This window comes from Streptomyces sp. NPDC051822 (assembly GCF_044452745.1).
GTDB lineage: Bacteria > Actinomycetota > Actinomycetes > Streptomycetales > Streptomycetaceae > Streptomyces.
This window is the reverse complement of the sequence record NZ_JBITBZ010000004.1, coordinates 89,307-112,966: the sequence shown is the minus strand read 5'-3', so window position 1 is coordinate 112,966 and position 23,660 is coordinate 89,307. Positions and strand designations below refer to the sequence as shown.

The 23,660-nt window shown below is 71.7% G+C and carries 24 protein-coding genes and 1 tRNA gene; 10 read left to right on the top strand and 15 right to left on the bottom strand.

Features of this window, described 5'->3' with window-relative positions; translation table 11 throughout:
* The first annotated feature begins 54 nt into the window (after window positions 1–54).
* Genes ACIA8N_RS15555 through ACIA8N_RS15540 form a run of 4 tightly spaced genes read left to right on the top strand, consistent with a single transcriptional unit; the run spans window position 55 to window position 2,451 of the window.
* On the top strand, window positions 55–732 hold the full coding sequence (locus ACIA8N_RS15555) for an AIM24 family protein (protein ID WP_365780623.1): 678 nt from the start codon (window positions 55–57) through the stop codon (window positions 730–732).
* Window positions 729–1,604, top strand: a complete 876-nt coding sequence (locus ACIA8N_RS15550) for an ATP-binding cassette domain-containing protein (RefSeq protein WP_365780624.1) — start codon at window positions 729–731, stop codon at window positions 1,602–1,604. The genes ACIA8N_RS15555 and ACIA8N_RS15550 overlap by 4 nt, the downstream gene beginning before the upstream one ends.
* Window positions 1,601–2,251, top strand: a complete 651-nt coding sequence (locus ACIA8N_RS15545; RefSeq protein WP_365780625.1) for an ABC transporter — start codon at window positions 1,601–1,603, stop codon at window positions 2,249–2,251. Before ACIA8N_RS15550 ends, ACIA8N_RS15545 begins: the two co-directional genes overlap by 4 nt.
* 14 nt (window positions 2,252–2,265) lie before the next feature.
* Window positions 2,266–2,451 (top strand): hypothetical protein, encoded by a 186-nt coding sequence (locus tag ACIA8N_RS15540; RefSeq protein WP_365780626.1) that lies wholly within the window; start codon window positions 2,266–2,268, stop codon window positions 2,449–2,451.
* 34 nt (window positions 2,452–2,485) lie between these two features.
* Here ACIA8N_RS15540 and ACIA8N_RS15535 read toward each other — a convergent pair whose 3' ends face one another.
* The 6 genes from ACIA8N_RS15535 to zapE form a co-directional block, all read right to left on the bottom strand.
* Window positions 2,486–3,352 carry a polysaccharide deacetylase family protein gene (locus ACIA8N_RS15535; RefSeq protein ID WP_365780717.1) on the bottom strand — a complete coding sequence of 289 codons (867 nt, stop codon included), beginning with the start codon at window positions 3,350–3,352 and terminating at the stop codon, window positions 2,486–2,488.
* 163 nt (window positions 3,353–3,515) lie between these two features.
* Window positions 3,516–4,406 (bottom strand): PPK2 family polyphosphate kinase, encoded by an 891-nt coding sequence (locus tag ACIA8N_RS15530; protein ID WP_365780627.1) that lies wholly within the window; start codon window positions 4,404–4,406, stop codon window positions 3,516–3,518.
* Window positions 4,339–5,793, bottom strand: coding sequence for a nucleobase:cation symporter-2 family protein (locus ACIA8N_RS15525; RefSeq protein WP_365780628.1), 1,455 nt, complete (start codon window positions 5,791–5,793; stop codon window positions 4,339–4,341). Before ACIA8N_RS15525 ends, ACIA8N_RS15530 begins: the two co-directional genes overlap by 68 nt.
* A gap of 142 nt (window positions 5,794–5,935) precedes the next feature.
* Window positions 5,936–7,297: an alkaline phosphatase PhoX gene (locus ACIA8N_RS15520; protein WP_365780629.1), complete on the bottom strand. Its 1,362-nt coding sequence runs from the start codon at window positions 7,295–7,297 to the stop codon at window positions 5,936–5,938.
* Window positions 7,298–7,438: 141 nt separating this feature from the next.
* Window positions 7,439–7,870 carry an OsmC family protein gene (locus ACIA8N_RS15515; protein ID WP_365780630.1) on the bottom strand — a complete coding sequence of 144 codons (432 nt, stop codon included), beginning with the start codon at window positions 7,868–7,870 and terminating at the stop codon, window positions 7,439–7,441.
* A 37-nt stretch (window positions 7,871–7,907) separates the two neighbouring features.
* The gene (zapE, locus tag ACIA8N_RS15510) at window positions 7,908–8,993 is read right to left on the bottom strand and encodes a cell division protein ZapE (protein ID WP_365780631.1); all 1,086 of its coding nucleotides are present in this window, start codon (window positions 8,991–8,993) and stop codon (window positions 7,908–7,910) included.
* A gap of 36 nt (window positions 8,994–9,029) precedes the next feature.
* On the opposite strand from zapE, the gene ACIA8N_RS15505 reads away from it, so the two are divergent.
* The 4 genes from ACIA8N_RS15505 (at window position 9,030) to msrB (ending at window position 12,328) form a co-directional block, all read left to right on the top strand.
* On the top strand, window positions 9,030–9,809 hold the full coding sequence (locus tag ACIA8N_RS15505; RefSeq protein ID WP_365780632.1) for a pyrimidine reductase family protein: 780 nt from the start codon (window positions 9,030–9,032) through the stop codon (window positions 9,807–9,809).
* A 106-nt stretch (window positions 9,810–9,915) separates the two neighbouring features.
* On the top strand, window positions 9,916–10,386 hold the full coding sequence (locus ACIA8N_RS15500; RefSeq protein ID WP_365780633.1) for an indole-3-glycerol phosphate synthase: 471 nt from the start codon (window positions 9,916–9,918) through the stop codon (window positions 10,384–10,386).
* 129 nt (window positions 10,387–10,515) lie between these two features.
* The gene (gene murC, locus ACIA8N_RS15495; RefSeq protein ID WP_365780634.1) at window positions 10,516–11,910 is read left to right on the top strand and encodes a UDP-N-acetylmuramate--L-alanine ligase; all 1,395 of its coding nucleotides are present in this window, start codon (window positions 10,516–10,518) and stop codon (window positions 11,908–11,910) included.
* A gap of 10 nt (window positions 11,911–11,920) precedes the next feature.
* Entirely contained in the window at window positions 11,921–12,328 is a 408-nt protein-coding gene (gene msrB / locus ACIA8N_RS15490; protein ID WP_365780635.1) for a peptide-methionine (R)-S-oxide reductase MsrB, read from the top strand.
* A 39-nt stretch (window positions 12,329–12,367) separates the two neighbouring features.
* Here the strand turns inward: msrB and ACIA8N_RS15485 are convergent, their stop codons facing one another.
* The 4 genes from ACIA8N_RS15485 to ACIA8N_RS15470 all read right to left on the bottom strand — a co-directional run bounded on the left by ACIA8N_RS15485 (window position 12,368) and on the right by ACIA8N_RS15470 (window position 15,388).
* Window positions 12,368–12,967: an SMI1/KNR4 family protein gene (locus tag ACIA8N_RS15485; RefSeq protein ID WP_365780636.1), complete on the bottom strand. Its 600-nt coding sequence runs from the start codon at window positions 12,965–12,967 to the stop codon at window positions 12,368–12,370.
* 25 nt (window positions 12,968–12,992) lie between these two features.
* Window positions 12,993–13,730 carry an alpha/beta hydrolase gene (locus ACIA8N_RS15480; protein WP_365780637.1) on the bottom strand — a complete coding sequence of 246 codons (738 nt, stop codon included), beginning with the start codon at window positions 13,728–13,730 and terminating at the stop codon, window positions 12,993–12,995.
* Window positions 13,731–13,877: 147 nt separating this feature from the next.
* Window positions 13,878–13,950 (bottom strand) — tRNA-Ser (locus ACIA8N_RS15475).
* A 64-nt stretch (window positions 13,951–14,014) separates the two neighbouring features.
* Entirely contained in the window at window positions 14,015–15,388 is a 1,374-nt protein-coding gene (locus ACIA8N_RS15470) for a hypothetical protein (protein WP_365780638.1), read from the bottom strand.
* Window positions 15,389–15,616: 228 nt separating this feature from the next.
* Here ACIA8N_RS15470 and ACIA8N_RS15465 point away from each other — a divergent pair, with 228 nt between their 5' ends.
* Window positions 15,617–16,531 carry a GNAT family N-acetyltransferase gene (locus ACIA8N_RS15465; protein ID WP_365780639.1) on the top strand — a complete coding sequence of 305 codons (915 nt, stop codon included), beginning with the start codon at window positions 15,617–15,619 and terminating at the stop codon, window positions 16,529–16,531.
* Between the two features lie 103 nt (window positions 16,532–16,634).
* On the opposite strand, the gene ACIA8N_RS15460 is transcribed toward ACIA8N_RS15465, so the two are convergent.
* Window positions 16,635–16,850: a DUF6243 family protein gene (locus ACIA8N_RS15460; RefSeq protein ID WP_030549479.1), complete on the bottom strand. Its 216-nt coding sequence runs from the start codon at window positions 16,848–16,850 to the stop codon at window positions 16,635–16,637.
* 105 nt (window positions 16,851–16,955) lie between these two features.
* Complete coding sequence (locus ACIA8N_RS15455) at window positions 16,956–17,411, bottom strand: hypothetical protein (RefSeq protein ID WP_365780640.1); 456 nt, start codon at window positions 17,409–17,411, stop codon at window positions 16,956–16,958.
* Between the two features lie 85 nt (window positions 17,412–17,496).
* Here ACIA8N_RS15455 and ACIA8N_RS15450 point away from each other — a divergent pair, with 85 nt between their 5' ends.
* The gene (locus ACIA8N_RS15450; RefSeq protein WP_365780641.1) at window positions 17,497–19,005 is read left to right on the top strand and encodes a DUF4246 domain-containing protein; all 1,509 of its coding nucleotides are present in this window, start codon (window positions 17,497–17,499) and stop codon (window positions 19,003–19,005) included.
* Window positions 19,006–19,031: 26 nt separating this feature from the next.
* Here the strand turns inward: ACIA8N_RS15450 and ACIA8N_RS15445 are convergent, their stop codons facing one another.
* The 3 genes from ACIA8N_RS15445 to ACIA8N_RS15435 all read right to left on the bottom strand — a co-directional run bounded on the left by ACIA8N_RS15445 (window position 19,032) and on the right by ACIA8N_RS15435 (window position 23,589).
* Complete coding sequence (locus tag ACIA8N_RS15445; protein WP_399416461.1) at window positions 19,032–21,818, bottom strand: bifunctional serine/threonine protein kinase/MFS transporter; 2,787 nt, start codon at window positions 21,816–21,818, stop codon at window positions 19,032–19,034.
* A gap of 178 nt (window positions 21,819–21,996) precedes the next feature.
* Window positions 21,997–22,782, bottom strand: coding sequence for an SDR family oxidoreductase (locus ACIA8N_RS15440; RefSeq protein ID WP_365780642.1), 786 nt, complete (start codon window positions 22,780–22,782; stop codon window positions 21,997–21,999).
* 123 nt (window positions 22,783–22,905) lie between these two features.
* Window positions 22,906–23,589, bottom strand: coding sequence for a DUF4232 domain-containing protein (locus ACIA8N_RS15435; protein ID WP_365780643.1), 684 nt, complete (start codon window positions 23,587–23,589; stop codon window positions 22,906–22,908).
* Window positions 23,590–23,660: the final 71 nt, after the last annotated feature.

Below are 23,660 nucleotides of genomic sequence, written 5' to 3'. Positions count from 1 at the left end.
GCCCTGACGAGCCGTTCTTGTGGGAATCGTCCCTTCCGGGCCAGGATGCCCCCTATGAAGAGCGATCTTTTCGCCGGCGAGCACCTCGCGGAGGCCGCCGGCTTCCCGGGCATGACGCTGCAGAACTCCAAGTCGGTCAAGTACACGGTCAACGGCGAGATGCACGCCCGGCAGGGCTCGATGATCGCCTTCCGCGGGGACCTGCAGTTCGAGCGCAAGGGCCAGGGCATCGGCGGCCTGCTCAAGCGGGCCGTGACCGGCGAGGGCCTGGCGCTGATGGCCGTGCGCGGCCAGGGCGAGGCGTGGTTCGCGCACGAGGCGCAGAACTGCTTCATCGTCGAGATCGAGCAGGGCGACGCGTTCTCGGTCAACGGCCGCAACGTGCTCTGCTTCGACGCCACCCTCCACTACGAGATCAAGACGGTGAAGGGCGCCGGCATGACCGGCGGAGGCCTCTTCAACTCCGTCTTCTCCGGCTACGGGAACGTGGCGCTGATCTGCGAGGGCAGCCCGATCGTCATCCCCGTCACCCCGCAGGCCCCGGTCTTCGTCGACACGGACGCCGTCGTCGGCTGGAGCGAGCAGCTGCACACCTCGCTGCACCGCTCGCAGTCGATGGGCTCCATGATCCGCGGCGGTTCGGGCGAGGCGGTGCAGCTGAAGCTGGAGGGCCAGGGCTTCGTCGTCGTCCGCCCGAGCGAGCTCACCCCGCAGAAGAACACGTCCAGTTGAGGCTGGAGCACGTCGGGCGGCGGCACGGTCTCCGGGGGCCGTGGGTCCTGCGTGAGGTCGGCCTCGACCTGCCCGCCGGGACCCTCGTGCGGGTCCTCGGCACCAACGGCACCGGCAAGTCCACCCTGCTCCGGCTCGTCGCGGGCGTCGACGCGCCCACCGAGGGCCGTGTCACGGGCCGCCCGGCCCGCACCGCGTACGTCCCCGAACGCTTCCCGGTCGCCCTGCCGTTCACGGCCGGCGACTACCTGGTCCACCTGGGACGGATCCAGGGCCTCGGCCGGGCCGCCGCGCGGGCCGGGGCGGGGGAGTGGCTGGAGCGCTTCGGGGCCGGCGAGCACGCCCGTACGGACATGGCGGAACTCTCCAAGGGCACCAGCCAGAAGGTCGCCGTGGCCCAGGCGCTCCTCGCCGAACCGGACCTGCTCGTCCTCGACGAGGCCTGGACCGGCCTCGACACGGGGGCGCGCGCGGAGCTGGACGCGGCGGTCCGCGAACGCCGTGCCGCGGGCGCGACCGTCGTCTTCGTCGACCACGACCCGCGGCGGCTCGCGGGCGAGGCGGACGCGGTGTACGAGGTGGCGTCGGGGCGGGTACGGGAGAAGACGCCGCCGGAAAGGGCGCGTACGGGGGCGCCGACGGGGGCGCACGACGAGGCCACGCCCGGCCCCCGTGTCCGGATCGCCGTCTCCGGGGGCCGCGGGCCCCTGCCCGGCCGGCTGCCCGGCGCCCCCGTCGTCACCGCGCCGGAACCAGGCGACACCACGACCCTCCTCACCGTGGACGCCGCCCACTCCGACGCCCTCCTGGCGGCGCTGCTCGCCGCCTCCTGGCACATCGACCACCTCACCACCGAAGGCGTACGGGTATGACGGCGCTGCTGCGCTACCAGACGGGCCTGCTGCTCCGCTCACAGCGCTGGCTGGCACCGCTGCTCCTGTACGCGGCCGTGCTCGGCGTCGGCGTCACCATGGGGGAGCCGGTGCTCGGCGCCCTCGGCGTCACCGCCGCCGCCCTCCTCCCGGTGACCGCCTGGTCCGTACGGATCTGTCTCACGCACGAGCCGCCCGCCGCCCGGAGCGTGGTCGCGGCGGCCGCCGGCCGGAGCCGCGCGCATCTGGCGGCGCTGCTGACCGGAACCGGCCTGTCCGCGCTCGTCGGCGTGGTCGCCGTCCTCGTGGTGACGGCGCTGTCCAACCGGCGCGGTGTCACGGCGCTCGCCGCCTCGACCACCGGTCTCCTCGCGGCGCTGGCCTGCGCGCTGACGGGCGCCGTCGTCGGCGCGCTGGCCTCCCGGCCGTTCGTCCCGGCCCCCGGCTGGTCGCTCGCGGCCCTCGTCCTCGGCTCGCTGCTGGCCCTGGTGACCACCGGCTCCCCGGCGAAGCACGCCGTGACGGCCCTGATCACCGGGGCCCGCACGATGACGGCGACCCCGCCGTGGCTGGCCTGTGAGGCCGCCGTGCTCCTGGCGGCGGCGGTGGCGTTCTGCGCCTGCCGGGCCTCGGCGCGCCTGGAGTGAGTACGCTCGAAGACATGAGCGAGTCCACGTTCTCCTGTGTCCCCGAGCCCGCCCCGAGGCCCGAACCCGCGACCGAGGGACCGTTCGCCGCGTGCGTGCTGTGCCAGGAGCCGACCGAGTACCCGGAGTCGGCGAAGGGCATCACCCTGTGTCCGGTCTGCGAGTGGCGGGAGGCCGAGCGGACGGCCTGCTCCGGCTGAGAGGCGCCGGCCGCCGACGCCCGGCCGCCGCTCGTCAGCCGCTCATCAGCTCCGAGACCTTCACGAAGCGGTAGCCGCGGGCCCGCAGCTCCGGGACGATGCGGCGGATCGCCTGCTCGGTGACCGGGGCGGCGCTGCGTGTGCAGTGCATGACGACGAGGGAGCCGGGCTTCACCCCGTCGAGGACCTGCTCGGCGACCGCGTCCGCGTCCTTCGCGAAGGCGTCCCCGCTGACCACGTCCCACTGGACCGCCGTCACCCCGGCCGGGCCGAGAGCGCGGAGGGCGGCGTCGTCGTAGCAGCCGCCGGGGAAGCGGAAGTACGGGACGACGTTGACGGCCCCGGCGTCGCGGAAGGCGTCGAAGGCGCGCTGCACGTCGGCCGTCATGTCGGGGCCGGGGACGGTCGGCAGGCCGTAGCAGGGTGACGCGAAGGCGTAGTGGCTGTAGGAGTGGTTCGCGATCTCGAAGCGCGGATCGCCTCCGATGGACCTGGCCTGGTCGGGGTACTCCTCCGCCCAGCGGCCCGTCATGAACACGGTCGCGTCCACGTCGAGCCGGCGCAGGGTGGCGATGAGCTGCGGGTTGTCGAAGCGTTCGCCCCGCGCGGCCCGGGGGCCCTGGTCGGCCGTCATGTCTGCGTCGAAGGTGAGGGCGACGACCTTCTCGGCGCTCTTCGGCGAGTCCGCGGCCCGGCGCGTGTACACGGGGGTGAGCCCGCCGGGACCGGCCGCCATGGTGGGCGGCGCGGCGGGGACGCCCGCGGGTTTCGGACCGGCCGCCGCCGCGCTCGGCCGGGCCGACGGGCTCGCGGCGGCGGCGGGCTCCTTCGAAGGCGCGGTCTCCCCGGCGTGTCCGCCGCAACCGACGAGGACGGCGCCCAGAAGACCGAGCGCCGCCATCTTTCGTACAGAAGTGTTCACGATCGGAAGTTAACCGATCAAAGTGGCTAACGCTCGCGACTCGACAGCAGCAGCACCCGAGTCCACGCACTGAGCTGACGCACCATCGCCTGGGCATGCGCGGCACGCTCCCGGCGGCAGGGCAGTCCGCGACTGGCGTCGATCACGTCGTCAGTAGCCGCCGCCTGCACTCGGCCACGTCGAAGTCCGCAGGGGGGTACCGCGGGTCCAGCTCCTCCAGGTGTTCGAGCAGCAGCTTGCTGATCGCCCAGTTCCGGTACCACTTGCGGTCCGCCGGGACCAGGTGCCACGGGGCCTCGTCCGTCGCGCAGCGGTCGAGGGCGATCTCGTACGCCTCCCGGTACGCCGGCCACGCCGCCCGCTCCTCGATGTCGTCCGGGCTGAACTTCCAGTGCTTCTCGGGGTTGTCCAGGCGTTCGAGGAGCCGGTTGCGCTGTTCCTCGTACGAGAGGTGGAGGAAGACCTTGACGATCGTCACGCCGTCCTCGGCGAGGGACTTCTCGAAGCGGTTGATCTCGTCGTAGCGGCGGTCGAGCCCCTCGCGCGGAACGAGGCCGTGGACGCGTGCGATGAGGACGTCCTCGTAGTGCGAGCGGTCGAAGATGCCGATCTCGCCCGGCTTGGGGAGCGCCTTCTCGATCCTCCAGAGGAAGGGGTGGGCCCGTTCCTCCGGTGTCGGGGCCTTGAAGGCGCGCACCCGGCAGCCGGAGGGGTTGAGGAAGCCGATGACGTGCTTGACCGTGCCGCCCTTGCCGCTGGTGTCCATGCCCTGGAGGACCAGGAGCAGCCGTCGCCGGTCGCCCGCCGTGCTCGACGCGTACAGGCGTTCCTGGAGGGACGCGAGGCGTGGCCCGAGGGCCACGGTGGCGGCCAGACCGGCCGCCTTGTCGGCGGGGCCGGCCGGGATCGCGGAGGCGTCGTACGCCGTGAGGTCGGGTCGCCGGCCCCCGGGGACGCGCAGTACGTCACGCAGGGGTGCGTCCCGCCGGCTCCGCTGCTGCTTCGTCCGGTCGTCGTCCCGCTTCTTCGTCACCGCGTGGTCCTCCCGCCGTGCTCCCCGTCTTCCCGGTGTTCCCAGTGTTCCCGGTGCTCGCCGTGTTCCCCCGATCCTGCGACGGAACCGGGCCGCCCGCGAGCGCGCGCCGCCCCGGCGTGTGGTGGAAGAGGAGGTTCAGCAGGAAGGCGGCGAGGGCCGCGCTCGTGATGCCGCTGCCCAGGATGATGCGGGACCAGGCGGGGAAGCCGTCGTAGATCCCCTCCGCGACCTCCGGCAGCAGTCCGACGCCCAGCGCGACCGCCGCGATCGTCAGGTGGTGCCCCTGGTCGAGGTCGACCCGGCGCAGCGTGTTCACGCCGACCATGGTGACCGTCGCGAAGAGCACGAGGCCGGCCGCGCCGACGACCGGGCCGGGGAGCGCGGCGACGACCGCCCCGAGGCGGGGGACGAGGCCGAGGACGACGAGGATGCCGCCGGCGACGGCGGTCACGTACCGGCTGGCGACCTTGGTGATGCCGATCAGGCCGACGTTCTGGGAGAAGACGGTGTCCATGAAGGAGTTCATGGCGCCGCCGAGGACACCGGAGACGCCATCCGCCGCCAGTCCGCGCGCCAGGTCCTTGTCGGTGACCGGTCGGCCGGTCGCCTCGCCGACCGCGAGCATGGCGGCGGTCGACTCCGTGAAGATCACCAGCATCACCACGCACATCGCGATGACGGCGGTCGGCGGGAACTGCGGCGCCCCGAAGTGGAAGGGCGCGGCGAGGCCGATCCAGTCGGTGCCGGAGACCCGGGAGAAGTCCGTGAGGCCCATGGGTACGGCGGCGAGCGTGCCGAGCACCAGGGCGATCAGGATGCCGATCTGGCCGAGGAACCCCCGGGCGAACCGGGTGAAGAGGACGATGAAGAGGAGGACGCCGGCGGCCAGGGCCAGCCGCTCGCCGGAGGCGTAGTCGGCGGCCCCGGGGTCGTTGCCGGTGATGAGCCCGGCCCCGACGCCGATCAGGGACAGTCCGACGACGGTGATGACCGTGCCGCTCACGAGCGGCGGGAAGAAGCGCGCGAGGCGGGCGAAGGGCACCGCCACGAGCAGACCGAACAGTCCGGCCGCCAGCATCGAGCCGTACACGGCCGGCATGCCGTACTCCTGCTCGATCAGGATCATCGGGGTCACGCCCGCGAACGTCGCGCCCGTGACGATCGGCAGCCGGATGCCGAGGACCTTCCCGACGCCGAGGCTCTGGATCAGGGTGACGAGCCCCGCGATCAGCAGGTCGGCGTTGATGAGGAGGGCGATGGCCGCCGGATCGAGGCCGGCGGCCGCGCCGAAGACGAGGGGGACGGTGACGCACCCGGTGTACATGATGAGCACGTGCTGCGCGCCGAGCGCGGCGAGCCGCCCGAACGGCGGTCTCCGATCCACAGGATGAAGGGTCACGAGCGCATTCACGCAAGCGTTCGTTTTCGGTGCGGGGCGGTCGCGCTACGAGCGCGTTACGCGCGCGACGCGCGTAGCGCGACCACCCGTCACCCGACCGGCTCGGCCCGGATCGGCTCGACTCGGCTCAGCACCAGGGGCCCGTCACCGCGAACGTCGTGCCCGGGGTGTAGCAGTTCACGTACATCGTCCGCAGGTCGGGGGAGAAGGTGACGCCCGCGAACTCGCCCCACTCCGGTGCCTCCGGGGTGCCGATGTTCCGCGCGCCCCGGGCGACCGCGTACACCTCGCCCTTCCTGTTCACGCCGTAGACGTGCTGCGCCCCGTCGCCGTCCTCGCAGACCATGAGGCCCCCGGTCGGCGCCAGACAGATGTTGTCCGGTGACTCGCCCGGCAGCTGGATGTCGGTGCTCGGGCCGAAGACGACGACGAGGGTGAGGCGGCGCCGGTGCGGCTCGTACTTCCAGACCTGTCCGAAGTGGGTGGCGCCCGAGCCGTCCTTGACGCGCGCGAAGGAGGACACGAAGTACACGGCGTTCCCGCCCCAGTAGCAGCCCTCCAGCTTCTGCGCGTGGGTGATGCCCTTCGGTCCGAAGTCCTGGAGTCTGATGGGGGTCTCCACCGCCTGCGGATCCGGTACGGGGACCCATTCGACGCCCTCGAAACGGGCGCCGGTCTCCTGGATCACCGAGAGGTCGGGCACGCCCGGCACCCGCATGGCCTCCAGGGCGCCGCCCGCGCGCAGCGAGCCGGTGCCGCCGAGCGGCCGCTCGGGGAGGAAGCGGTAGAAGAGGCCGAAGGGCTGCTGGAAGGCGTCCTCCGTCTCGTACACGATGCCGTTCGCCGGGTCGATCGCGATGGCCTCGTGCTGGAAGCGGCCCATCGCGGTGAGCGGGACGGCTCCGGTGCGGTGCGGGTCGGCGCCGTCGACCTCGAAGACGAAGCCGTGGTCCTTGGCGTAGCCGTTGGTGCCGGCCTTGTCCTCGGTCTCCTCGCAGGTGAGCCAGGTGCCCCAGGGGGTCGGGCCGCCCGCGCAGTTGACGGCCGTGCCGGCGATGCCGACGCGCTCGTCGAGGACGTTGTTCCGTCCGTCGAGCGTGAGCACCGTGCAACCGCCCTTGGCGGCCGGGTCGTACGTCAGACCGGGGACGGTCGGGACGCCGATCTTCCCGGTGACCCGGTTCTCGTGGTTGCGGACGAGGTGCGTCCGGCCGCGGCGGCCGGCGAAGGCGGCCATGCCGTCGGGATTGCTGGGGACGAGGCCCTCGCCGGAGCGGAGCGGCTCGCCCTGCCGGGAGAGGACCGTGTAGCGGAAACCGGCCGGGAGGTCGAGGAGTCCGGCCGGGTCGGGGACGAGGGGGCCGTAGCCGCCCCGGCTCCCGGCGGCGGCGGCGCTGCCGGCGAAGAGTTCGGAGAGTGCGCCCGTGAAGGCGATCCCGGCGGCGGCGGCGCCGGTGCGGGAGAGGATCTGACGTCGTGTCGCGGACATGAGGCAACCCACTTTTCCTGTTGGCGGACAGGTGTGTGCTGTGCTGTGACGTGTGACCCGCATGTGTGTATCACGCACTGTGGTGACACGTGAACCATGCGGGCCACAACGGCCTCATGTGGCGCGTGTTCTGACCTGAGGTCAGATTTTGACCAGTTCGGCGGTGAGGGTGATCGTCGTGCCCGTGAGCGCCTGGCTGACCGGGCAGTTCTTCTTCGCGTCCTCCGCGAGCGACTGGAACTGGTCCGCGTCCAGGCCCGGCACCTCGCCGCGCGTCGTCAGGTGGACGCCCGTGATGCCCTGGCCCGGCTGGAAGGTGACGTCGGCCTTGGTCTCCAGGCGGGTCGGCGGGTTGCCGGCCTTGGCCAGGATGTTGGAGAAGGCCATCGAGAAGCAGGAGGAGTGCGCGGCGGCGATGAGCTCCTCGGGGCTGGTCTTCCCGTTGGGCTCCTCCGTACGGGCCGGCCAGGAGACGTCGTACGAGCCGAGACCGGAGGAGTCGAGGGTGACGACCCCGGAACCCTTGAGGAGGTCGCCCTGCCAGACGGTGTGTGCGTGGCGCACGGTGGCCATGAGAATCCCTTTCGATAGATCGGGTACGGCCCCCAAGTTACTGCGCCACAAGGCCCTTCGCGTCGCGGGCGAGCGCGGTGAGCCGGGAGATCGCCCGGAAGTACTTCTTGCGGTAGCCGCCGTTCAGCATCTCGTCGCTGAACAGCCGGTCGAAGGGGAGGCCGGAGGCGAGGACGGGTATCTCGCGGTCGTAGAGCCGGTCGGCGAGGACGACGAGGCGCAGCGCCGTCGACTGGTCGGGGACGGGCCGCACGTCGGTGAGGCAGACGGCGCTGAGGTCGTCGGTCAGCGCGCCGTACCGGCTCGGGTGGACCCTGGCCAGGTGTTCGAGCAGGTGCGGGAAGTCGTCGAGGGAGGCGCCCGGCGTCGCGTACGCGGTCTCCGTGACGGTCTGGTCGGAGTACGGGGCGGGGGCCTCGGGCAGGCCGCGGTGGCGGTAGTCCTCGCCGTCGATCCGCAGCGGCATGAAGTGGGCCGAGAGGCCCTGGATCTCACGGAGGAAGTCGGCGGCGGCGAAGCGGCCCTCGCCGAGCTTGCCGGGGAGGGTGTTGGAGGTGGCGGCGAGCGCCACGCCCGATTCGACGAGCTTGCCGAGCAGGCTGGAGACGAGGACGGTGTCGCCCGGGTCGTCGAGCTCGAACTCGTCGATGCAGAGGAGACGGTGCTCGCCGAGCGTCTTCACCGTCTGCTGGAAGCCGAGCGCGCCGACCAGGTTGGTCAGCTCGACGAAGGTGCCGAACGCCTTGAGCGCGGGCTCGGCAGGGGTCGCGTGCCAGAGCGAGGCCAGCAGGTGGGTCTTGCCGACGCCGTAGCCGCCGTCCAGGTAGACCCCGCGCGGCCCGGTCGGGGCGGCCGGCTTCCTGGCGAACCAGCGGCGCTTCCCCGCCCCGGAGGCGTGCGCTCCGCCCAGGCCCTCGGCGAACTGGCTCAGCGCCTTGACGGCGTCCGTCTGGCTGGGCTGGTTCGGGTCGGGGAGGTACGTGTCGAACCGTACGGAGTCGAAGCGCGGCGGCGGCACCATCTCCGCGACGAGGCGGTCGGCGGGGACGTGGGGCTCTCGGGAGCACAGCGAGAGCGGGGCCGCTGAGGCGGAAGCGGCTTCGGTGAGGGCACGGGTCGACACAGTTCCCCACTGTAAGCGCCATGTCAGACTGCCAGGATGCGACGCCTGCTCCCTGTGACGGACATGACAGCCCACGAGACCGAGGCAGGGGGCGAGGACTGGTCCCTCGATCAGCTCGCCGACGCCTACGCCTATCCCGAGCTGCCCGCCGGGGCCACGTGGCTGCGGGCCAACATGGTCTCGTCCCTCGACGGGGCCGGTCAGCACGACGGCCGCTCCCAGCCGCTCTCCTCCGACGCGGACATGCGGATCTTCGGCACCCTGCGGGGTCTGGCCGATGTCGTCGTGGTCGGTGCGGAAACGGTACGCCTGGAGGGTTACCGCCCGGCACGCGCGCGTGAGGCCTTCTCGGCCCGCCGCGCCGCCGCGGGGCAGGGCCCGGCGCCGGTCATCGCCGTGGTGAGCGCCTCGCTCGACCTGGACTTCTCGCTGCCGCTCTTCACCGGGCCCCTGGTGCCGACCGTGATCCTCACGGGGGCCGCCGCGCCCGCCGAGCGGGTACGGGCGGCCAGGGACGCGGGCGCCGAGGTGCTGGTCGCGGGCGACGGGGCCGGGGTGGAGCCGGCCCGGGCGAAGGCGGTGCTCGCGGAGCGCGGGCTGCGGCGGCAGCTGACCGAGGGCGGCCCCAGGCTGCTCGGCCAGTTCGTGGCCGCCGGAGTCCTCGACGAGCTGTGTCTGACGCTCTCGCCGACGATGACGGCGGGTGACGCCCAGCGGATCGCCGGGGGCCCTTCGACGGCCGTCCCGACACGCTTCCAGGTGGCTTCTCTGCTGGAGCAGGACGGCTTCCTCTTCACCCGCTACCGTCGGATCTGACAATCGGCGGAATTTGTCGTTCCGCTTACCGTCCGCTGGGCACACTTACTGTCGCAGACCCCGTGCGGGCACGGGGAAGGATGGTTTCCGCAGAAGGGCTCCTGAGGTGTTCACAAGCGTTCTGATGATCGAGAAGCCCCTGACGTCCGTCGACGTGGAGTTCGTCACCACGCTGCACGGCGACGAGGGCGTGTCCTTCATCGTTCTGATGCAGCCGCGTGGTGACCAGGCCGATGTACTGCTGCGTGCCATCGACGACGTGGCCATGGGCGAACTGAAGGAAGCCGCCCGCGAGGGAGAGGAACCGGAGGGCAAGGAGGCCCGGCTCCCCGCCGAGCAGGCCCTGGAGCACTCGCTCCAGGCCCTGAGAGACGCCGGCTGCGAAGCGGTCGGCCAGGTCGTCGAGGACCACCCGCTCAACAAGATGAAGGTGGTGGTCGACGAATCGGAGGCGGACGAGGTGATCGTGCTCACCGCCCCGCACTACGTGGAGGAGTTCTTCCACCGGGACTGGGCCTCCCGGGCCCGCCACAAGGTCGGCGTCCCCGTCCTGAAGCTCTTCGCCCACAGCGAGTAACGGGCGGGCCGGGTCCGCGCCCCGTGCAGGGGGCGCGGACCCGGCGGACCCGATGTGCCCCGGGCCGCACCACGGCAGCCACTAGGCTGGGGGCTTCCACGCACGAAACGCACCCGGGGAGAGATCCGCATGGCACCCGCCATCCCTACCGCCATGGAACGGCCGCACTTCATCGGCATCGGCGGTGCCGGAATGTCGGGCATCGCGAAGATCCTCGCCCAGCGCGGCGCCAAGGTCGCCGGCAGCGACGCCAAGGAGTCCGCGACCGCCGAGTCGCTGCGCGCCCTCGGCGCCACGGTGCACATCGGCCACGCCGCCGAGCACCTCGCCGACGACGCCTCGGCCGTCGTCGTCTCCAGCGCCATCCGCGCCGACAACCCCGAGCTGGCGCGCGCCGCCGAACTCGGCATCCCCGTCGTCCACCGCTCGGACGCGCTCGCCTCCCTCATGGACGGCCTGCGCGCCATCGCCGTCGCCGGCACGCACGGCAAGACCACGACGACCTCCATGCTGGCCGTCGCCCTCACCGAACTGGGCCTCGACCCCTCGTACGCCATCGGCGGCGACCTCGCCGGCCCCGGCACCAACGCCCAGCACGGCGCGGGCGAGGTCTTCGTCGCCGAGGCCGACGAGAGCGACCGCAGCTTCCAGAAGTACGACCCCGAGGTCGCGATCGTCCTCAACGTCGAGCTGGACCACCACGCGAACTACGCCTCCATGGACGAGATCTACGAGTCCTTCGAGGCCTTCACCGCCAAGATCCGCCCCGGCGGCACCCTGGTCGTCGGCGAGCACGCCGGCGCCCGCGAACTGGCCCGCCGGGTCGCGGACCGCGAGGGCCTGGAGATCGTCACGGTCGGCGAGACCGAGGACTCCGACGCCCGCATCCTCAAGATCGTCCCCAACGGGATGAAGAGCGAGGTGACGGTCGCCCTCGACGGCGTCGAGCACACCTTCGTCGTCTCCGTCCCCGGCCGCCACTACGCCCACAACGCCGCCGCGGCCCTCGCCGCGGGCGCCCGCGTCGGCATCGACCCGGCCGAGCTGGCCCAGGCCCTCACCGCCTACACCGGCGTCGGCCGCCGCCTCCAGCTCAAGGGCGAGGCCAAGGGCGTCCAGGTCATCGACTCGTACGCGCACCACCCCACCGAGATGACCGCCGACCTGGAGGCCATGCGGGGCGCCGCCGGAGCCTCCCGGCTCCTCGTCGTCTTCCAGCCGCACCTCTTCTCCCGCACCCAGGAGCTGGGCAAGGAGATGGGCGACGCGCTGGCCCTCGCCGACGCGTCCGTCGTCCTCGACATCTACCCGGCCCGCGAGGACCCGATCCCCGGCATCACCAGCGAGCTGATCATCGCCGCCGCGCGGACGGCCGGCGCCGACGTGACGGCCGTGTCCGACGCGGCCACGGTGCCGCGGGTCGTGGCGGGAATGGCCGGCCCCGGCGATCTCGTTCTCACGATGGGCGCGGGAGACGTCACGGACCTCGGTCCGAAGATCCTCGCCCACATCGAGGCGAACTGAGGAGCGAACGATGTCGTACGAGGTCGAGAAGCCGGACGAGCAGTGGCGCGCCGAGCTGACCCCGGCGGAGTACCAGGTCCTGCGCCAGGCCGGCACCGAGCCCGCCTTCCGCGGTGAGTACACCGATACGAAGACCAAGGGCGTGTACTCCTGCCGGGCCTGCGGCTCGGAGCTGTTCACGTCGAACGAGAAGTTCGAGTCCCACTGCGGCTGGCCGTCGTTCTTCGACCCGAAGGACAGCTCCGCCGTCGAACTGATCGAGGACCGCTCCCACGGCATGCTCCGCACCGAGGTCCGCTGCTCCCGCTGCGGCTCGCACCTCGGCCACGTCTTCGAGGGCGAGGGCTACCCCACCCCGACGGACCAGCGGTACTGCATCAACTCGATCTCGCTGCGGCTGGAGCCGCAGGAGGGCTGAGGCCGACCGGGCGGGAGCCCGGCCGACCGGGCGGGGAGCCTACGCTTCCCCGCCCGTGCCCCCGCCGACTGCCACGACCTCGGGTCGGACCCGGGGGAGCCCCCAGGGCCGAAGGGCGCCGGAGACCAGGTCCGCCGTGAACTGGACCGCTCCGGCGTCGTAGTGCCACCAGTCCCCGCTGTGGGAGCCGACCGTGACCTTCCACGCCTCGGGCCCGGTGCCCGTGGTGGTCCACATGAAGGTGTCGCCCTGGTTCGAGCCGCCCCAGACCAGCAGGCCGCCGGGTTCCGGGTACACGGCCAGGACGCCGCCGAGGTCCTCGATGTCGAGGAGGTCCGCCACGTCCTCCCGCTCCTCGATGGTGGCCTTCACCCACGCCTCCTCGGCACCGGGCGCCGGAGTCCGGAAGGACAGGTAGTCGCCGAAGAGCAGAGGCGGATACGACTCGGCGAGCAGCTTGAAGTCCCCCGGCAACGCCGTCCCGAGCCCCCGCTCGACCACGGCCCAGTCGACACGACCCGCCGTACGCCCACGCAGCGCCCGCAGCCCGGGCACGGCCCCCTCAAGAGCCGCGAGCGCCTCATACGGATCACCCGACCGGACCACGGGCGCCTGCACACCTATCTCGTCACCGTTCACGGTTGCAGCATCACACGACGGTGCCTCACGTCAGGTGGCGGGCGAAGAAGCGGGCGCCGTCCTCCAGTTCGGAGCGTGGGACGCCGGTGTGGCCGCCGAGGTTGGCGTGGAGGGACTTCTCCTCGGAGCCGAAGGCGTCGAAGAGGGCGAGGGCCGCCTCCCGGTCGTTGCCCTCGTCGTCCCACTGGAGCAGGACCCGCATCGGCAGGGTGACCTGTCGGGCCTCCTCGACGATGGCGGCGGGGACGAAGCTTCCGGCGAAGAAGCCCGCGACCGCGATGCGCGGCTCGACCACCGCCAGTCGGATGCCGATGGAGATCACTCCCCCCTCGAAGCCGACCGGGCCGCCGATCTCCGGCAGCGTCAGGAGCGCGTCCAGGGCCGTCTGCCATTCCGGGACCGCCTTCTCGACCAGCGGGAGGACGAGGGCGTCGACGATCTCGGCGCTCACCGGTTCGCCGGCCTCCATCGCCCGGCGCAGGTCGGCACGGGCCTGTTCGGCGGCGGGCCACCGAGGCCGGTCGCCGCTCCCGGGGAGCTCGATGGTGGCCGCGGCCCAGCCGTACTCCGCCGCGTAGTACCGGGCCCGCCCCGCAAGGCGGGGGTACATCCTGCGCAGTCCGAGGGGCGGGTGGCCGATCAGGATCAGCGGCGTCGGCGCGGCCGCGGACGCGGGCGTCCACAGGATGCCGGGGATGTCGCCGAGGGTGAATGCGCGTTCGAGGACGCCGTCGTCGAGGTGCTGTTCGGAGGTGAACCGCATGGTCGTGCCTTTCGGGAGTGCTCTGTACGGCGCTCCCGGACGACCTATCGCCCGACCGTGGTCCCCGAGGGGAGCGCCCATGTCGATACCGCGTTCACGGGTCACACCTCCTCGTCCTCCGGCGCCCCTCGGCGCGACAGTCAGCGGCGACAAGGGCAGGATTCGAACCTACGTCCACCCGGAGATCGAGCCGGGCGCTCCTCCACAGAGCTTCCTTGTCGCCGTCGCGATTCTCCGACGGCCGTGTCGTTCCAGGCAATCGATTTATCCGACGTGCCTGCCCCTCACAGCCATTCGGCCGCCGCCGCCCGCTGCCCCTTCCCCGAGAACACCCCGGCGGACCTGAGCGCGCTCGCCATCAGCGGGTCGGCCACCGCCACGCCGTGCACCAGTTCCGGTGTACGGCGGAACCCGACGGCCTCAGCCGTCGGCCGCGGCGCCGTCCAGCCGCCCGCGACCGGGTCCACGCCGTACCGCTTGCAGACCGACGCGACCAGCGAGCGCGGGCACTCCGCCTCCCCGCGCAGGACCTCCCACGGCCGGGGCAGGTCCGACCACACGTACGTGTCGGGGTGCAGGCCCCCGCCGCTCCTGCGGTGCCAGTACGCCACGTCCGCCGCCATCAGCCGCGGCACCTTGCCCGGACACACCCGGTCGAGGACCTCCTGCTGCCCCAGCTCGGTCATCAGGGCGAACCAGTGGGCCCGGGCGGTGCTCCAGGCCTGCGCCGCCTGGTTCCAGGTCGACGAGTCGTCGCCGCGCCGCACGATCATGCTCGCGGCCTCGATGGAGGAGCGGTTCCAGGCGTCTTCGAGCAGCTCGGCGACCTCGCGGAGGAACCGGTTCCAGCGGACGAGGAGCCGGACCAGCTCGTCGTCCGAGAGGTGCCCGAGGACCTCGGCCGTGGGATGCACGTGCGCCACCGCGTACCAGTTCGTCCGGCCCTCCGCCGCGCGCAGCCGCTGGAAGAGCGCGTCCGCGACCTCGTCGTACGGCCTGCGCTGTCTGCCGTTCGTGAAGATGCTCCGCATGTGCGCGCGGGCGGTGAGGTACGCGACGAAGGCCGCCGTGTCGGGGTCCTCGGCGAACAGCTCGTACGGCAGGGCGTGCGCGAGCGCCCCCTTTCCGGTGACGACGACCTCGTACCGGCGCTGCTCGTGGAGGAGCCGGGCCAGCTTGGCCTCCATCCGCCGCAGCAGCCGGAACCGCTTGTTGTACTGGCGCTTGGAGAGGTCGCCGATACCGGCCTCGGCCCGCTCCTCCCGGTTCAGCCGGTCGAGCCCGAAGTCGTTCTCGCCGTACTGCCGCCGGATCTCCTCCCCGGCCCGCCGGATCACCGCCTCGATCTCGGCGGGGTCCTCGCCCGCCGCCTCGGGGAGGTCCGGCACGGTGGCGAAGAGGCTCGCGGCCCGCCCGAGCTGGCGCTGCGCGCCGACGGGCCGCGCGAAGTCCTCCAGCATCGAGGTGTACCCGTGCCACGTCCGGCTCAGCGAGTGAGCGGCGGCCTTCTCGAGCGCGGCCGCGGTCGCCGCGTCGGGTGTGATCCCCCGGGCGGTGTACATGTCCTGGATCAGCTGGGCGATGTCCTCGGGGCGCTTGCGGAGCCGGAGCGAGGCGTGCAACTGGCGCAGTGGTTCCTCCATGGGGTGCGGCGGCATGCGCCTCACCCTGGCAGCACGCCCGCGGCGGCTCCACCGATTATCCCGAAACCCGTGGACGGGCCCGCGGAAGATCACCTACTGTGTGGCCCCACGCCCTGAGACGGACGGAAGGAGGCGAGTGCCGTGCGGTTCACACCTTTCCTGCGCTCCCCTTTCCGCTGTCCCGGCGTGGTTCGCGAGTTCTGACCGGGAGCGCTTCCAGCAGCCTGTATCCCGGAGGAATCCATGACCGATCCGGTCATCCGCGCGCTCTCCGCGAGCGACGCCCATCTCTTCGACGCACTTCCCGACCCCCTGGGCGCCGGCGAAGGCCATCGGCTCACCCGGTTCCGCCCCGACTGGAAGCGCGTCGCTCTGCGCGACGGCGAGGTCGTCGCACGCGGCGCCTGGTGGGGCGGCCCCGACGACCCGGAGCCCGTCAACATCAACTGGTTCGACGTGGCCGAGGGCGAGGAGGAGGCCGGGGCCGCGCTCCTGCGCTCCGCTCCCCGGCAGGTCGAACTCGAGATCAACCTGCCCGGCGGCTGGCGGGAGAAGGCCGACCTGCGCGCCGCCGCCGAGACGCGCTTCGCCGCCGCGCGAGCCGCGGGGTACGAGCTCCTGGTGGAACGCTTCCTGTACCGCTGGACCCCGGATTGCGGCCTGCCCGAGCGGCCCGGTCGCCTACGCTTCGGCGCCGAGGCCGACGACGGCGTGTTCTTCGACGCGCTGCGCCGCATCCACTCCGTCACCCTGGACGCCCACGCGCTGAGGGCCATGGAGGAGGGCGGCCCCGACAAGGCCGCGCAGGAGGAGCTCGACTTCTTCCACTGGTGCCCGTCCCCGCGGGAGTGGTGGCAGACGGCGCACACACCGGAGGGCGACCTCGTCGGCATCCACATCCCGGCCCACAACCCCTCGGGCCCGACCATCGGCTTCATCGGGGTCGTACCGGAACAGCGCGGTCGCGGTTACGCCTACGACCTCCTCGCGGAGTGCACCCACCGCCTGGTCGAGGAGGGCGCGGAGTTCGTCACCGCGGCGACGGACCAGGGGAACTTCCCCATGGCCGCGAACTTCGCCAGGGCCGGCTTCCCCGTCGTCCGTGAACGCCTCAACTTCCACCCGACGGCTGGAGCGGCCCGAAGCGCAGTGCTCTGACCGATCCGTGATCGCCCGTCCCGTACGGCAGCAGGGCCCGGGCCGCGTGTCGCGGTCCGGGCCCTGCTGCCGTACGGTGCCGCCGCCCTGCGGCGGCGGTGCGTCAGCTCTGTGCGGTGTCGTCGTCCGCCTGCCCGGCGCCCCCGGCAGCGGCCGCCTTCTCGCGCATCTTGCGCACCAGCTCCGCCTTCCGGTCGGCGGCGTTCTGGCGGTCGAGGTTGCGGTGCGGACCGTTGTTCTGCCGCTCGGCGCGGGACAGCTTCTTGCGCTGTCCGCCGCCCTGGCCCACGGGGTTGTTGATGTTCTTGCTGTCGGTCACGCCAAAGACGTTACCTGGTCCCGGCGGCCCCGCACGCCAGTACCATCCCAGCCCCGGGCGGCGGCGGGATCTTCGGCGAGCGCCCGGGGAGCGGGCCGCCCGTCGTCAGGACTGGAACGAGTCGCGGTTGAAGACGATGAAACCGTCTTCGGCCAGGCAGGGCGCGTTCATCTCGACGCCGTCCGTCCTCTTGTCGCCGGCCTCCCAGTAGCTGCCCGCCGCGACGATGCTGTCGCCTTCCGAGATGGTCCCGAAGCCCGGCACCTTCACTCCGCGCCTTCCGTCGGACAGGGTCGGCTCGGCACCCCTGGGCCAGAGGGGAGAGGCCGTGAACTGCTCGCCCGCGCGTTCGCCCGTGACGACCAGGCACGAGCCGTCCCGCAGGGAGGCCAGACGCCCCTTCAGCGTCATGCCGGGAGCCACCGACAGGTCGTGGACGATGATCTTCGGGTCGGTTCCGGTGGTGGAGATCTCCTCCGTGCCGCCGGAAGCGCCTCCGCAGGCGGACAGCGTCAGAATGCCTGACGCCGCGATCAGAGCCGCGAGCTTCGTCGACTTCATGGAGCAACCTCCTGGAAACGATGCGGTGTCAGTGCGCTCACGTATTCTTCCCGCCACCGCACACCGACTGTGAGGAACAAGAGAATTGACCGGCCTGTCTGCCTTCCCGCTGCCGTTTCGCGCCACCCGTTCCATAGCGCTCGCGACACCCCGGACACTGCGCGAACTCGAGATGATCCAGTGCAGTTCTGTCATCCGGGCCAAGCCCGGATGGTTCGACAAGATGAACGACGCGGGCATCGTCGCCAGGTGGACCCAGGAGGCGGTCGCCCAGGGCCTCACCGAGGCGCAGGTCCGCTACGTGCTCGACGAGCTCGCGCACTACGCCGGACGGCGGGACGCGCGGACCGGCATCGAGGTGTCGGCCGTCGACGGGGTGTGGCAGTCGGACTCGCTGGTCGACGACAAGCTCAGGTCCCGGCTGCGCGAGGCCGTGCGGGTACTGGAAGACGTTCCCGAGGCGGAGCGGGACTGGCATCCCGGATCCGGCGGTCAGGTGCTGGATCTGGTGCATCCCTCACTGTTCTGCCTGGTGAAGGGCGTGAGCGGGGTGCCCGACGAGGCGTGGAAGAACCCGACGGACCGCTACTCGGCGTACGAGTTCTCGGAGAAGTTCCAGTGGCTGCCCACGGACGTCGACGTCAGTGACGACGGCGACGTCGCCTTCCGTTCGTACGTCAACAACGTCCACCCCGAGGATCACCACGAACTGGCCGCCGTCCTCCCGGACTTGTTCGCGAGCATGCTCCCGCTGCTGGAGAACGTGCTGACCGATCTGCGCCATCCCCGGCCCGTGCGGATCGAGGCCGATCCCTACGGCTGGTACGACTCGGAGCCGGAGGAGCCGGACGAGGACTCCTTCAGCGACCCCGAGGCCTACGACAAAGCCGTCAGCGCCTATGAAGACGCCATGGACGCGTGGTGGGAGGACCGCGTTCCGGTCATCCCGGACGCCCCGGACTTCACCGCGCCCGAGCCGCCCGACGCATCCGCCCGCGTCGACCTGCGCGGCCGCCGACTCCAGGTCATCGTCAAGCTCGCCACCATCCACCTCACCCCCGAGGACCCCGAGTACGCGGGTGGTTCCTGGCACGTCGAGGGCATGGTGAACGAGCGGATCGTCTCGACCGGCCTCTACTACTACGACAGCGAGAACATCACCGAGAGCCTGCTGAGTTTCCGGACGGCGGTCGACGACCCGCGCTACGAGCAGAACGACGACAACGGCATGCGTGAGGTCTACGGACTGGAGGACGAGGACGCGCTGAACCAGGTGCTGGGATCGGCATCGACCCCGGAGGGCCGCTGCCTGGCCTTCCCGAACGTCCTGCAGCACCGCGTCGGCTCGTTCCGCCTCGCGGACCCCACCCGCCCGGGACACCGCAAGATCCTCGCGTTCTTCCTGGTCGACCCGTCGGAGACCATCGTCTCGACCTCCGACGTGCCGCCGCAGCAGCCCTGGTCCGACACCTCGACCATGACGCTGGAGCAGGCCAAGGAGTACCGCGAGCAGCTCATGCAGGAGCGCAAGTTCTTCGTCGACGAACACAACGAGCAGATCTACGAACGAGAGTTCTCCCTCTGCGAGCACTGAGCCGGACGGCTACCGCTCCGGACGGGCTACTGCTCCAGACGGAGCGCGAGGCCATCGGCCACATCGCCGCCCAGGGGGAACGGCATGTGGCCGATCAAGGGCCCGGCCACGACCACGGCCCCGGTGACCGGCTCGAAGCCGTACCCGGCCATGAGACGGCTCGCGACCGGATCGGGTGCTCCGGCGCCGACGACATGCCACAGGGTCAGGTCCGTGCCGAGCTTCGTCATCGTGACGTTCTCGGACCGGAGCAGACGGCTGATCTCCTGGAGCAGCTCCAGCCCGCGGAGCTCCGTCGGTACGCGGGTGACGCGGCCGTTCTTCACGAGCAGCAGTCGGTCGTCCGTGGCGAGGCCTCCCTCCGGAGGCCTCGCCCTGACCGTCAGCCCTCCGACCAGCGCGGCGACCAGCAGGGACGCGGCCGCCAGCCCGAATCTGTACCCGGCCGCTCCGACGAGCAGTGCGAAACCGAGCTCGGCGCCCAGGTGCTGGTTCACCATGACGAGACCGGCCCGTCCACCGGAGTCCTGCGCGGCGATGCCGTCCATGACGGTCGAGTAGAGCACCGTGCCGGCCGTGCCGAGACCGAGGCCGAGGCAGATCACGGTGGGGTAGGTGGCGGGAAGGGAGTCACCCATGGCCAGCTGGATGAGCGGCCCGACCGCCGCGACGAGCAGACCCGACACCAGCAGGGCGCGCGGCCCGATCCGGGGCAGCAGCCCGGCGGCGACCGGCAGGGCGCCGACGAGGAACGAGGCGGTCAGCAGTACGAAGACCGCGACCGTGGGCACCGGTCCGACGTTGGCGTACAGGAGACCGATGAGGGGCGCGATCACCGTCGACAGGGCGAGCCCGATCAGCAACAAGGTGAGCGACGCGCCGAAACCGTCGCGGGTCCTGGCCGGATAGGTCGGCAGGATCCCGCTCCGGGCCTTCGACTGCCACCGGGCGAAGGCCGCCATCAGGAGGATGCCGCACGCGAGGGACGCGGACGGGATGGGAGCCCCCCATCCGGCTGCCGCGGACTCCGCGAAGCCGAAGACGAGGGCAGCGACGCCGAACGCGCTCAACAGCGCGCCCAGCCCGTCGAAGCGGGTGGGAGTGCGGCGGCCGGACCGGTCACGGACCAGGGTGGCAGTGCCGATGAGGGCGATGAGAGCCAGCAGGACGGTGACGTACATGGACACGCGCCAGGAGGACGACGCATAGGTGAGCGGCACGGTCAGCACGGAACCGCCGAGGCCGATCATGGAGTAGAGCCCGAAGGCCCTCCTGCGTCCCCTCGGCTCGGTGAACTGGGCGGCGACGAGGCCGAGGGAGGCTGGGGTGATCAGGGCGGCGAAGATGCCCTTGAGGACCTGGCTCCCGAGCAGTGCAGCGGGCCCGGGGGCCAACGCGCCGATCGCTGTGCTCACCGCGAAACCGGCCAGGCCGATGAGCAGTGCCGGCTTGCGGCCGATGAGGTCGGAGACGTGCCCGCCGACGAACAGCAGCGCACCGAAGGCCAGGGCGTAGCCGACGAACATCCACTGCTCGGAGAAGTGGTCCATGCCCACGTCGGCGCTGATCTCGTGCAGCAGATGGGGCAGCGTCGACGTCGACACGTCGAACAGCACGATCAGTTGCGCGAACACCGCCATCGCAAGGCCCCACCGGCGCCTGGCAGGAGGGCTCCCGTCGATGTCCGCCGGACCGAAGGAATCGGGCGCGGTCCGCGGGCCGGGCAGCGGGGCCGCCGGTGGTCCGAATCCCGCCGCGGGAATGGAGTCCGCCGGGGTGGCCGTCGGATCGTGCGGGTTCGGGGCGTACGGAGCCGGAGAAGAAGCCGGCGGCAGGGGGTACGAGGTCGGCTGGGGCTGAGCGGCCGAGGAGGCGACCCGGTCCGCCCGCGGGTCCGGCTGCGTGCCCCGCGTCTGCGGGGTGAAGTCCAGCAGCTCCGCCGCGCGGCGCCCCAGATGGGCCAGTACCGCCCCGGGCAGCCACTCCTCGTCCCGGTCCGGTGCCGTGCGCTCGATCACCTGCGCGGGCGTGGGCCGCTTCGCCGGGTCCTTCTCCAGACACGCGCGGACGAGAGCGACGAGTGAGTCGGGTACGCCGGTGAGGTCCGCCTCCTCTTCGGCGATCCGGAACAGGTGCGCGTTCAGTCCGGTGTCCGTGGCGCCGAAGAGAAGGCGTCCGGTGGCGGCGTAGACGAGGACCGCGCCCAGGCAGAAGACGTCGTTGGCCGGCGTGAGTTCGTGGCCCCGGACCTGCTCCGGAGACATGAAACCGGGGGAGCCGATCAGCATGCCGGTGCGGGTGAGCAGACTGTCCCCGCCGATGCTGTCGAGTGCCCGGGCGATCCCGAAGTCGATGACCCGGGGGCCGTCGACGGTCACCAGCACGTTCGAGGGCTTCAGGTCGCGGTGGATCAGGCCCGCCTCGTGCACCGCCCGCAGGGCGAGGGCGAGACGGTTGGCGAGGGTGTGGACCGAGTGCTCGGGCAGCGGACCGAAGGTCTTGCCGACCACGGTGGTCAGGTCGGGGCCGGGGATGTACTGGGTCGCCACCCAGGGCACGGCCGCCTCGGTGTCCGCGTCCAGGACGGCAGCCGTCCAGTCGCCGCCCACCCGTCTGGCCGCGGCGACCTCGCGAGCGAACCGCCTGCGGAACTCGGGATGCTGGGCGTGCTCGGCCTGTACGACCTTCACCGCGACCGTACGGCCGAGCTCGGACCGGCCCAGGTAGACCAGGCCCATTCCGCCCTCGCCGAGGCGGGCGATCAGACGGTAGGGGCCGATGTGGGTGGGGTCCTGCTCCGTCAGCTGCTCCACGGTGAAGAGGTCAGCCCTTCGCGTGGGGGCTCAGCCGGCGGCCGAACCCTGTGGTCGGTGCGGTCCCGATCTCGTCCTCGGTCATGCGGCGGATCCCCCCGTCGATCGGCTGAGGAGATCCAAAGTAGAGCAACCACCCGTGCCGCTGCCCCGGGTTGGCGGAAAGGCCGTGCGGCTCTCAGTGGACGGAGAGGCCGCCGTCCACGAAGAGGGACTGGCCCGTGACGTACGCGGACGAGGTGCTCGCCAGGAAGACGGCCGCGCCCGCGAAGTCATCGGCGAGGCCGTTGCGGCCGACCATCGTGCGGGCGGCCAGGGCGGCCACCTTGTCCGGATCGGAGGACAGGCGCTGGTTGAGCGGGGTCATCACGAAACCCGGGACCAGGGTGTTGGCGGTCACGCCGTACGGCGACCAGGCCTCGGCCTGCGAACGGGCCAGGGACTCCAGGGCGCCCTTGGACACCCCGTACGCACCGCTCTGCACGAACGCGCGGTGCGCCTGCTGCGAGGTGACGTGGATGATCCGGCCGAAGCCGCGCTCGGCCATCCCGGGGCCGAAACGCTGACCGAGGAGGAACGGAGCCTCCAGGTTCACGGTCATCGTCGTGTCCCAGACCTCCTCGTCGAGCTCGCCCAGCGGCGGGCGGAGGTTGACGCCGGCGGAGTTCACCAGGATGTCGGGCTCCCCGAAGACGGCCGCCGCCTCCTCCGCCCCCGCCCTGATCCCCGCGCGCGTACTCAGGTCCGCGCTGACCCACGCCGCCCGGCACCCGTCGCCCGTCAGCTCGTCCACGGTCGCGACCAGCTCCGCTTCCTTGCGGGCCAGCACCACCACCCTCGCCCCGGAGCGGGCCAGGGCCCCGGCGATGGCACGCCCGATGCCGGAGCTGCCGCCGGTGACGAGGGCGGTGCGCCCTTCGAGGGAGAACAGGCCGGAGAGGTAGTCGCCGGGGGTCGTGCTCATGCGTGTGTCGCTCCTCGGGTCGTCGTACGGCACCGGCCCCCTTCGTGCGGAAAGGAGGGCCGGTACACGCATCCTGACAGAGGGCCTCCGTGCAGCGGCCACCCGCCGACCCGACCTTCTACGTCACCCGGCCTTGAACACGTACTTCTCGACCTCGCTGCGGTCGCGGTTCCAGAACGTGACCGACGGGTTGGGGCCGACGGTCACGAAATCGACCTCACCGGACAGGGACACGTCGACCGGAGAACCGTCGTTGTTGCTGTTCGGGTCGTGGTAGCCGAGGCCGAACGAGGTGTACGTCGTCGTCTTCTCGCCCCCGAGGAACAGCTTCATGCCTGCGTACGCCTTCTCCTTCGGCCCGATCGTGGCGACCGCCGTCGGCTTGGACTCCATCGGCCCGAGAGGGTTGTCGTTGTCCTGGCCGAAGTAGACGAACGGGTAGTGGTAGAGCGTGCAGGGCTTGTCGGTGACGTTGGTGGCCGTGATGAGCATGTGCTGACCGTTGTCCTTCGGCCAGTACGACGTGGCGATCGACAGGTCCGGGTCGGCGCAGGCCTTCGCGGTGCCGTCGCTGACGCTGCCGGATTCGGTGGCGGCCGGGGTGCCGGTACCGGGCTTCGCCGAGCCGGTCGCGCTCGGCGTACCCGGCTTCGCGGAGTCCGTCGCGCTCGGCGTACCCGAGGGCTTCGGGTCCACCGGCACGTCGATCGTGCTGCCGCCCGGCTGGCAGGCCGTGGACGAGAGGAGCGCGGCGACGGCCGCCGCTCCCAGGGCATAGGTCTTCCAACTCTGCCGGGCAGCGCGCATGGTGATCCCCCGTGTACTTCACATTGCTTGAACGGTGTGGATGGCGACCCGATTCTGCCCAGGCGTCGCCG